Origin of the sequence: Pseudonocardia sp. NPDC046786 (assembly GCF_040645415.1) — a bacterium.
Lineage (GTDB): Bacteria > Actinomycetota > Actinomycetes > Mycobacteriales > Pseudonocardiaceae > Pseudonocardia > Pseudonocardia kongjuensis.
Map to the genome: position 1 here is coordinate 85,726 of NZ_JBEYYF010000025.1, position 9,784 is coordinate 95,509.

General features: G+C 74.4%; 10 protein-coding genes. 4 read left to right on the forward strand and 6 right to left on the reverse strand.

Annotated features, from left to right (window positions below):
- Positions 1 to 39: 39 nt before the first annotated feature.
- Genes ABZ881_RS25430 through ABZ881_RS25455 form a run of 6 tightly spaced genes read right to left on the reverse strand, consistent with a single transcriptional unit; the run spans position 40 to position 6,791 of the window.
- Complete coding sequence (locus ABZ881_RS25430) at positions 40 to 1,332, reverse strand: thymidine phosphorylase (RefSeq protein WP_358488117.1); 1,293 nt, start codon at positions 1,330 to 1,332, stop codon at positions 40 to 42.
- The gene (locus tag ABZ881_RS25435) at positions 1,329 to 1,745 is read right to left on the reverse strand and encodes a cytidine deaminase (RefSeq protein WP_344029817.1); all 417 of its coding nucleotides are present in this window, start codon (positions 1,743 to 1,745) and stop codon (positions 1,329 to 1,331) included. Before ABZ881_RS25435 ends, ABZ881_RS25430 begins: the two co-directional genes overlap by 4 nt.
- Positions 1,746 to 1,781: 36 nt before the next feature.
- Positions 1,782 to 3,020, reverse strand: coding sequence for an ABC transporter permease (locus tag ABZ881_RS25440; RefSeq protein WP_358488118.1), 1,239 nt, complete (start codon positions 3,018 to 3,020; stop codon positions 1,782 to 1,784).
- Positions 3,017 to 4,093 carry an ABC transporter permease gene (locus ABZ881_RS25445; RefSeq protein ID WP_358488119.1) on the reverse strand — a complete coding sequence of 359 codons (1,077 nt, stop codon included), beginning with the start codon at positions 4,091 to 4,093 and terminating at the stop codon, positions 3,017 to 3,019. Before ABZ881_RS25445 ends, ABZ881_RS25440 begins: the two co-directional genes overlap by 4 nt.
- Positions 4,090 to 5,601 carry an ABC transporter ATP-binding protein gene (locus ABZ881_RS25450; protein WP_358488120.1) on the reverse strand — a complete coding sequence of 504 codons (1,512 nt, stop codon included), beginning with the start codon at positions 5,599 to 5,601 and terminating at the stop codon, positions 4,090 to 4,092. Before ABZ881_RS25450 ends, ABZ881_RS25445 begins: the two co-directional genes overlap by 4 nt.
- Positions 5,598 to 6,791 (reverse strand): BMP family ABC transporter substrate-binding protein, encoded by a 1,194-nt coding sequence (locus tag ABZ881_RS25455; RefSeq protein WP_344029134.1) that lies wholly within the window; start codon positions 6,789 to 6,791, stop codon positions 5,598 to 5,600. The genes ABZ881_RS25450 and ABZ881_RS25455 overlap by 4 nt, the downstream gene beginning before the upstream one ends.
- Before the next feature lie 160 nt (positions 6,792 to 6,951).
- On the opposite strand from ABZ881_RS25455, the gene ABZ881_RS25460 reads away from it, so the two are divergent.
- From ABZ881_RS25460 to ABZ881_RS25475, 4 genes are all read left to right on the forward strand, one after another.
- Positions 6,952 to 7,413, forward strand: coding sequence for an SRPBCC family protein (locus ABZ881_RS25460; protein ID WP_358488122.1), 462 nt, complete (start codon positions 6,952 to 6,954; stop codon positions 7,411 to 7,413).
- Between the two features lie 14 nt (positions 7,414 to 7,427).
- Positions 7,428 to 8,801: a penicillin-binding protein gene (locus ABZ881_RS25465; protein ID WP_358488123.1), complete on the forward strand. Its 1,374-nt coding sequence runs from the start codon at positions 7,428 to 7,430 to the stop codon at positions 8,799 to 8,801.
- A 113-nt stretch (positions 8,802 to 8,914) separates the two neighbouring features.
- Complete coding sequence (locus ABZ881_RS25470; RefSeq protein ID WP_358488124.1) at positions 8,915 to 9,052, forward strand: hypothetical protein; 138 nt, start codon at positions 8,915 to 8,917, stop codon at positions 9,050 to 9,052.
- A 61-nt stretch (positions 9,053 to 9,113) separates the two neighbouring features.
- Positions 9,114 to 9,784, forward strand: a 671-nt coding sequence (locus ABZ881_RS25475) for a DUF222 domain-containing protein (RefSeq protein ID WP_358488125.1), incomplete at its 3' end; no start/stop codon positions are given.

Genomic DNA, 9,784 nt, shown 5'->3' on the forward strand with positions numbered 1-9,784 from the left:
AGGCCCCGGCGCACCCGGGACCTCGGGGGCAGGGCATGATCACCCGCGGCGGACGTCCAGGATCAGCTCGCGGGGGGCGGGCGGATCGGCGGTGATCAGCAGCGCCGCGCCGGCCAGCAGCCGCCGGGCGTCGGGGATCCGGTCCGGGGTGTCGGTGTGCAGCTCCAGCAGCGGTGTCCCGGCCCGCACCTGGTCGCCGGGCGCGACGAGCAGCCGCACCCCGGCGCCGGCCTGCACCGGGTCCTCCTTGCGGGCCCGCCCGGCGCCGAGCCGCCAGGCCGCGGTCCCGACGGCGAGCGCGTCGGCGCCGGCGAAGATCCCGGACCGGTCCGCGGTCACCGTCTCCACGTGCCCGGCCACCGGCAGCGGCGCCGACGGGTCGCCGCCCTGGGCCGCGACCATCCGTTCCCACACCGGGTACGCCGCGCCGGAGGCGAGCACCTGCGCGGGATCGGCGTCGGTGATCCCGGCCAGCGCGAGCATCTCGGACGCGAGCGCCACGGTCAGCGCGACGACGTCCGGCGGGCCGCCGCCGCGCAGCACCTCGACCGACTCCGCCACCTCCAGCGCGTTCCCGACGCAGCGGCCCAGCGGCCGGGACATGTCGGTGAGCAGCGCCGTCGTCGGGAGCCCGTGCGCGGCCCCGATCTCGGTCATCGCGTCGGCCAGCTCGCCGGCCCGGGCGGCGTTCTTCATGAACGCCCCGGAGCCGACCTTGACGTCGAGGACCAGCCCGCCGGTCCCCTCCGCCAGCTTCTTGCTCATGATCGAGCTGGCGATCAGCGGGACCGACTCGACGGTGCCGGTGACGTCGCGCAGCGCGTAGAGCCGCCGGTCCGCGGGGGCCAGGGTGGGCGTCGTCGCGCAGATCACGGCGCCGACGTCGGCGAGCTGCGCGGTGATCTCGGCGGTGCTCAGCGACGCCCGCCAGCCGGGGATCGCCTCCAGCTTGTCCAGGGTGCCGCCGGTGTGGCCCAGCCCGCGCCCGGACAGCTGCGGGACGGCCGCGCCGCAGGCCGCGACCAGCGGCGCCAGCGGCAGCGTGATCTTGTCCCCGACGCCGCCGGTGGAGTGCTTGTCCACCAGCGGGCGCCCGACGTCGCCGAAGTCGAGCACCTCGCCGGAGTCGATCATCGCCTGGGTCCAGTGCGCGGTCTCGGCCGTGTCCATCCCGTTGAGCAGGATCGCCATGGCCAGCGCGGCCATCTGCTCGTCGGCGACCTCGTCGCGGGTGTAGGCGCCGACCACCCAGTCGATCTGGTCGCGGCTGAGCTCCCGGCAGTCCCGCTTGGCCGCGATGATCTCGACGGCGCTGAACGAGCGGCCGCTCACCGCGCGCTCCCCGGCAGGTGCTCGGGCCCGAACGCGTCCGGCAGCACCTCGGTGAACGGGCGCACCCCGCCCGGGGTGTCGCAGCGCAGCTGCGGTCCGCCGAACTCGTAGAGCACCTGGCGGCAGCGCCCGCACGGCATCAGCAGCTCGCCGGTGCCGGACCGACAGGCGATCGCGAGCAGCCGGCCGCCGCCGGAGAGCCGCAGCTGCCCGGCCAGGGTCACCTCTGCGCAGACGCCGAGGCCGTAGGAGGCGTTCTCGACGTTGCAGCCGGTCACCAGGCGGCCGTCGTCGACGAGTGCGGCGGCGCCGACCCGCAGGCCGGAGTAGGGCGCGTACGCCCAGGCCGCCGCGGTGACGGCAGCCGAGCGCAGCGCGTCCCAGTCCGGGACGGGCGGATCGGGCGCCACCATGTCCGCACCGGCTCCGGTGGGTCCGCCGCCGGCCATCTAGCCGCCCTCCCCGCGGCGGTACTCCTCGCCGAGCCGCGCCGGTGGTCGTAGTCGTTGGGACGCCGCGGCGAGCACGATCAGGGTGACCAGCTGCGGCGCGTAGGACGCGAACTCGCTGGGGACGGTGTCGAACGCCCAGTACAGCGCGTAGACGACGGCGCCGGCGCCGAGTGCGATCGCGGCGGCGGTCCACATCCGGCGGATCGCCCACAGCACCGCGACGACGACGGCGACCAGCGTCGCGCCGTAGAGCAGCGCGTGCACCGCCTCGCCGCCGGCCCGCAGCTGCAGCCCGTCGACGTAGCCGAACAGCGCCGACCCGACCAGCAGCCCGGCCGGCCGCCAGTTGCCAAAGATCATCGCGGCGAGGCCGATGTAGCCGCGGCCGCCGACCTGGTTCTCCAGGTAGCCGAGCTGGCCCGGGTTGAGCACCAGCGCGGCGCCGCCGAGGCCGGCCAGCCCGCCGGAGATGACCACCGCGACGTACTTGTGCGCGATCACGTTCACGCCGAGCGACTCGGCGGCCACCGGGGACTCGCCGGAGCTGCGCAAGCGCAGCCCGAACGCGCTCCGCCAGAGGATCCAGTAGCTGACCGGCACCAGCGCGAAACCCAGCACGACGATCGGGGTCAGCCCGGTGACCAGGCCGGACAGCAGGCCGGCCAGGTCGGAGACGAAGACCCGTTGCTGGGCCTCCAGCGCCTGCAGGCCCGACGACAGGCCGGGCACCGAGAACTGCTCGAAGCCCTCCAGCCGCGGGGACTGGCGCGGGTTCTGCGAGACCGGGGTGAACAGCAGCGTCGCCAGGTACTTGGTGAGGCCGGTGCCGAGCAGGGTGATCGCCACACCGGAGACGATGTGGTTGACGTTGAAGGTGACCGTCGCGACGGCGTGCACCAGCCCGCCGAGCGCGCCGAACGCCAGCCCGCCCAGCACCGCGGCCCACGGCCCCCACTGGTAGCCTGCCCAGGCCGCGCCCCAGGTGCCGAGCACCATCATGCCCTCGAGGCCGATGTTGATGATCCCGGCGCGCTCGGCCCACAGCCCACCGAGCGCGGCGAACAGGATCGGTAGCCCGAGCCGGACGGCCGCCTCGGAGGTCCCGGAGGACGCGAGCTGGGTCTGCCCGGTGAGCGTCACGGTGACCGAGAGGATCAGCACGAGCCCGGCCGCGATCAGCGCGGACCGCGCCCAGCCGGGCAGCCGGGCGGCCCGTTCCAGCACCGCCGCGGTCATGCCGACGCCCCCACCGGTTGATGCGGTACCTCGGCGGCCACCCGGCGCTGCTCGGCGCGCCGCTCGATCCGGCGCACCACCTCGTAGGCGACGACGACCGAGAGCACGATCAGGCCCTGCATGATCAGCACGATCTCCCGGGGAATGCCGACGACGTCCAGCGCCACCGCGGACTTGTCCAGGAACGCCCAGAGCAACGCGCCCAGGGCGATGCCCACCGGGTGGTTGCGGCCCAGCAGCGCGATCGCGATGCCGGTGAAGCCGTAGCCCTGCGGCGAGCTCAGGGTGTAGGCGTGGTCGCGGCCGAGCAGCTCGGGCAGCCCGACCAGCCCGGCGACCGCACCGGAGAGCAGCAGCGCGACCAGGATCGTCCGGCGCGCGTTCACCCCGCCGGCCGACGCCGCCGTCTTCGACTCGCCGGAGGCCTTCAGCTCGAACCCGAACCGGGTCCGGCCGAGCAGGAACCAGTAGCCGAGCCCGAGCACCATCGCGACGACGACCATGCCGAAGATCTGCCCGTTGCCGACCGGGATGCCCGGGAACCAGCCGGACTCCGGGATCGGCGGGGTGGTGATGTTGTTGCCGCGCAGCTCGCCGAAGGTCTCGGCGCGGATCAGGTAGGCGATCAGCCCGGTGGCGATCGCGTTCAACATGATCGTCGAGATGACCTCGGAGACGCCCCGGTAGGCCTTGAGCAGAGCCGGGATCGCGATCCACGCGGCCCCGGTCAGCATCGCCACGACCATGATCAGCACGGTGTGCAGCACCGGCGGCAGGACCACCGTGCCGCCGACGATCGCGGCGACGCAGGCGGCGACCCGGAACTGGCCCTCGACGCCGATGTTGAACAGCCGCATCTGGAAGCCGATCGCGACCGCGAGCGCGGCGATGTAGTAGACGGCCGCCGAGTTGACCGTGTCCACCGCGACGGTGCCCGAGCCGAGCTGGGACAGGATCGTGGTGAGCGCCGTCCACGGCGAGGCGCCGCTGATCATCAGCGCGACCGCGCACAGCAGCGCCGCGAACCCGATCGCCAGTACCGGCGCGACGACGGCGCCCCGCAGCCGGATCACGTCGTCGCTCCGGTCATGGTCGTGCCCAGCTCCTCGGGGGTGACGGTCGCCGGGTCGGCGGTGCCGACCAGTCGTCCGCAGAGGATCACGGCGAGCGTGTCGGACAGCCCGATCAGCTCGTCCAGGTCGGCGGAGATCAGCAGCACCGCGAGCCCCGCGGCGCGGGCACTGCGCAGCTCCGCCCAGATGCCGGCCTGCGCGCCGACGTCGACGCCGCGGGTCGGGTGCGCGGCGATCAGCAGCACCGGGTCACCGGAGAGCTCGCGGCCGACGACGAGCTTCTGCTGGTTCCCGCCGGACAGCGCGGACGCCATGACGTCGATGCCGGGGGTCCGGACGTCGAAGCCGGTCACGATCCGCTCGGTGTCGGCCCGCGCGGCGGCGCGGTCGATCAGGCCGCGCCCGCCGATCGGCGGCCGGGACTGGAAGCCGAGGATCCGGTTCGCCCACAGCGGCTGGTCACCGAGCAGCGCGTGCCGGGTCCGGTCCTCGGGGATGTAGCCGACGCCGTGCTCCCGGCGGGCCATCGTGGACAGCCCGGACACGTCGGCGCCGGAGAGCAGCACCCGGCCGCGGGCGTGCGCCCGCATCCCCATGATCGTCTCGACCAGCTCGGTCTGGCCGTTGCCCTCGACGCCGGCCACCCCGAGCACCTCGCCGGCGTGCACGACGAGATCGACGCCGTCGAGCAGGTCCCGGCCGCCGGCCGGGTCGGGCAGCCCGAGGCCCTCGACGCGCAGCACCTCCCGGTCGGTCACCGTCGACTCGCGGGTCTCCGGCGAGGGCAGCTCGGAGCCGACCATCATCTCGGCCAGCTGCGAGTTGGTGACCGATCCCGGATCGGCGGTGCCGACGGTGCGGCCGCGCCGGATCACGGTGATCCGGTCGGCGATCGCCCGCACCTCGTCGAGCTTGTGCGAGATGAACAGGAAGGTGTAGCCGTCGGCCTGCATGGAGCGGACGGTGGCGAACAGCTCGTCGACCTCCTGCGGGACGAGGACCGCGGTCGGCTCGTCCAGGATCACCGTGCGGGCACCTCGGTAGAGCACCTTGAGGATCTCGATCCGCTGCCGGTCCGCGACGCCCAGGTCCTCGACGAGCAGCTCCGGCCCCGCCGAGAGGCCGACGGTCCGGGACAGCTCGGCGATCCGGGTGCGGGCCGCCCGGCCCATCCCGTGCCGCTTCTCCGCGCCGAGCAGGATGTTCTCGGCGACGGTGAGGTTGTCGGCCAGCATGAAGTGCTGGTGCACCATGCCGATCCCGGCGGCGATCGCGTCGGCCGGGGTCCGGAAGTGCACCGGCTCCCCGCCGACGGCGATCGTGCCCTCGTCCGGCGCCTGCATCCCGTAGAGGACCTTCATCAGGGTCGACTTGCCCGCGCCGTTCTCCCCGCAGAGCGCGTGCACCTCGCCGCTGCGCACGGCGAGGTCCACGCGATCGTTGGCGACGACACCGGGGAACCGCTTGGTGATCCCGCGCAGTTCGACCGCGTGCTGCTGCTCGGTCACTTGGTGGACTGGACCTCGATCTCACCGGCGATGATCGCGGCCCGGTACGCCTCGAGCTGCGGCGTGATGTCGTCGACGAAGCCACCGGAGGTGGAGTAGCCGACGCCGTCGTTGGCGAGATCGAAGCGCTCCGGGAGCGAGTCGACGGTGTTCCCGGCGACGGCGTTCACGTAGTCGTACACCGCCACGTCCACCCGCTTGATCATCGACGTCATGATGACATCGCGGACGGCGGTCAGCTGCGGCGAGTTGTACTGGTCGGAGTCGACCCCGATCGCCCGCTGCCCGGCGGTCTGCGCGGCGGCGAACACGCCCTGGTTGGACTGGCCGGCCGCGGCGAAGGAGATGTCGGCGCCGCCGTCGTACTGGCCGGCGGCGATCTCGGTGCCGCGGGTGGCGTCGTTGAAGCCGGTGAAGTCACCGGCCGGGGAGATGTAGGCCGAGTCGATCTGGATGTCCGGTGCGACGGCCTGGGCGCCCTGCTCGTAGCCCGCGTCGAACTTCTGGATCAGCGGGCTGTCCACGCCGCCGATGAAGCCGACCCGGCAGGTCTCGGTCTTCAGCGCGGCCGCGACGCCGACCAGGAACGACCCCTGCTCCTCGGCGAACACCAGCGGGGTGACGTTCGGCAGGTCGACGGTGTCGTCGTCGACGATGGCGAACTGGGTGTCCGGGAACTCCGTCGCCACGGTCTGCACGCCGTTGGCGTAGTTGAAGCCGACCGCGATCACCGGGTTGAAGCCGCCCTGGGCGAGCTGGCGCAGCCGGGTGGTCCCGGCGTCCTCGCTCTCACCCGGCTGGGCGGTGGCCTCGCGGGTGTTCTCCCGGACCAGGCCCAGCTCCTCCACGGCGCGGTCCAGGCCGGCCGCCGCGGCGTCGTTGAACGACGCGTCGCCGCGCCCGCCGATGTCGTAGGCCAGGCCGACCCGCAGCGCGCTCGCGTCCGCGGGCGCCGCCTCGGGGGCCGGCTGCGCGCTGGCCGCCGGCACCGACGGCGGCGCGACCCGCTCGCACTCACCCTGCGCGGCTCCCCCGCCGCCACCGGTGTCGCGGGCACAGCCCGACAGCGCGAGTGCCGCGACGGCCCCGACTGCGATCGCGGTCGCGAACCTGCTCCGCCGTCCGATGCGCTGGTTGTTCCGCACGAACGTCCTCCCCCGTTCCGGCGCCCGCCGGTCCGCGGCGCGCATCCCGCGGGACGGTAACCGCTCACCGCGCCGAGCGGCAGGGTCGCAACAGCGCTGTGACCGGACGCGTCGACAGGCGGTCGAGAAGCGGGCGGGCGGTAGTCTCCGCGCGCCCGGAGTCGATCTCTGCCGGGCCAGTCGCGTCGAGAAGGACGGTGCTGTCGTGGACCGAGCGGAACTGACCGTGCAAGCGCCGCCGGAGCGGGTGTGGGAGCTGGTCTCCGACATCACCCGGGCCGGCGAGTGGAGCCCGGAGGCCACCGGCGGCCGCTGGCGCGGCGATGCCACCGGGCCCGCGGTGGGTGCCCGGTTCGTCGGGCTCAACCGGCACGGCGTGATCCGCTGGCCGACCCACTGCCGGGTCACCGAGTGCGAGCCGGGCCGCCGGTTCACCTTCGTGGTGACCGAGTCGAGGACGGCGTGGGGCTGGGTGCTCACCCCGACCGACGACGGCGCAGGCACCCACGTCGCCGCCTGGCGGGAGAGCGTGGGCGTGCCCGCGCTGCCGGTCCGGCTGCTGCAGCGCAGCGGGCTGCTCGGCCGGGACCGGGAGACGATGATGCGCGACGGGCTGGAGCAGAGCCTGCAGCGGGTGCGGACGATCGTGGAGGCTTCCGCCGGGTAGGGCATGCTGCCCGGGTGCCCAGCGCCCCGGGATGGCTCGTCCTGCTGTCGGTGCCGCTGATCCTGAGCGGTGCGGCGCCGGTTTCCGGGCTCGCCGCAGCCCTGTCGCCGGTTTCCGGGCTCGCCACAGCCGCGTCGCCGGGGGCCGGCCCCGCCACAGCCCCGTCACCGATGGCCTGCCCCGCCGCGGCGCCCGCGCCGGTGGCCGTGGCCTGCCCGGGCCAGGAGGTGCCGCCAGGACCGGCCGCCGAGGCGGAGACCGTGCCGGTGGCGCCGCTGCCGGTGCCGGATCCGCCGGTCGGCGGGCTCTCCGGCTGCGCCGAGGCGTACGCCGGGCCGGTCCCGCCGCCGCCGGTCGGGGTGGCGTCGTACCTGGTCGCCGACCTGGACTCGGGCGCGGTGCTCGCCGCCCGGGCGCCGCACGCCCGGCACCGTCCCGCGTCGACGGTCAAGCTGCTGCTCGCCCTCGTCGTCGACGACGTCCTGCCGCCGGACCGGGTCGTCACCGGCACCGTCGAGGACGCGAACATCGAGGGCAGCCGGGCCGGGATCGGCCCCGGCGGCCGGTACACCGTCGAGCAGCTGCTGCACGGCCTGCTGCTGGCGTCCGGGAACGACACCGCGCACGCTCTGTCCCGCGAGCTCGGCGGTACCCCCGCGACGCTCGCCGCCATGCACGACGCGGCCCGCGGCCTGGGGGCGCTGGACACCCGGCCCGCGACCCCGTCCGGTTTGGACGGGCCGGGCATGTCGTCGTCGGCCTACGATCTCGCACTGGTCCTGCGGGAGGCACTGGACCGCCCGCGGCTCGCAGCCGTGCTGCGGTCCCCGGGCATCCCGTTCCCCGGGTTCGCCGACCGGCCCGGCTTCGAGGTCGGCAACGGCGACCGGATGTTCGACACCCCCGGTTTCCTGGGCGGCAAGAACGGCTTCACCGACGCGGCGCGGCACACCTACGTCGGTGCCGTCGAGCGGGACGGGCGGCGGCTGGTGGTGGCACTGGTGCGCGGCGAGCCGCAGCCGGTGCGGATGGTCGACCAGGCGCGGCCGCTGCTCGACTGGGGTTTCGGCGTCACCGCGGCCGGGATCGGGACGCTGGTGGCGCCGGGCGACGTGCCGCCCGATCCGGGATCGGCCGGCCCGGACCCGACCGGTCCCGGCCTGACCGGGGCGGACCCGGCCGATCCGGCGCCGTCCGGGCCCGGGGGATCCGCGACCGCGGGGAGCCCCGCGGCAGGTGATCCCGCCGCGCCCGGGGACCCGGGATCGTCCGGGACCGGCGCCGATGGGACCGGTCCGTCCGCGACGATCATCGTCGGAGCGGTCGCCGCGGCGGTCGGCGTGATCGCGGCGGTGATGGCGGTGCTGCGGCGCCGGCTGCGGGGCTGACCCGGGGTCCGCCGGTCCGGGTCGGTCGGCGTGGAGACGGGAGGGACGCCGCAGCGAGCGGCTGCCACGCGGTGGCGAACCGGTGCCGCGCAGTGGCAAGCCCGTGCCGCGCGATGGCGAGCGAGTACGACGCCGAGCCGGGCGCCACCGGGATCGCGGTCCTGACCGGCCGGACCACGGACGTCGGCCTGCCGCTCGCGCGGCTCGTCGGCCAGTCCGTCGCCGGGTGCGACAAAACAACCCTGTCCTGAGTGGATTTTCCTCCGACTTCCTTCTAGAGAACAACCAGCCCAACCCGATAGAATCGAACACATGGTCGATATCGACGGTGCGCTGCTCAGCCCCGAGGCGGTCGCCGCCGACCCCTGCCCGCACGGCATGACCCGCGACCTGTGCGCCCTGCTGTGCGGAGACGAGAACAGCGAGCCGGTCGTGGTGGTGGATCCGACCCGGCCGGTGGGATTCGCACTGGCACTGGACTGCCAACTCGCCGCCGACAGCCCCGAGCTGCTGAGTGACGCCCAACTCCTCGACGTCGTCGAAGGCGCCGAACGCATCGAACGATGGGCCTCGGCGTTGCGGACCCGGATGCTGGCAGCGTTCGCCGACAGACACCCACCCGGCAGCACCGCCGCACCACCGGGCGCCGACCCCCGGGCGGTCACACCAGTGGGCCGCTGGCTACCCGACCAGGTCGCCTTGACCTTACGGGTGTCCCTGGAAGAGGCCCGCTGCCTACTGGCCGGCGCGGCCCGGTTCGCCCACGTACTGCCCGCGACCCTGGCCGAATGGGAGACCGGGCGGATCGACCAACGCAAAGCCGAGGCCATCGCACACGCCACCAGCGTGCTCGACGACGAACAGGCCCGCGAGGTCGAAGCGCGGGTACTGCCCGGCGCCGCAGCGGCGACCCGCCGGTTGCTGCAGGACCGGCTACGACGCACGGTGGCCCGGGTCGATCCCGACGGCGCGGCACGACGGCA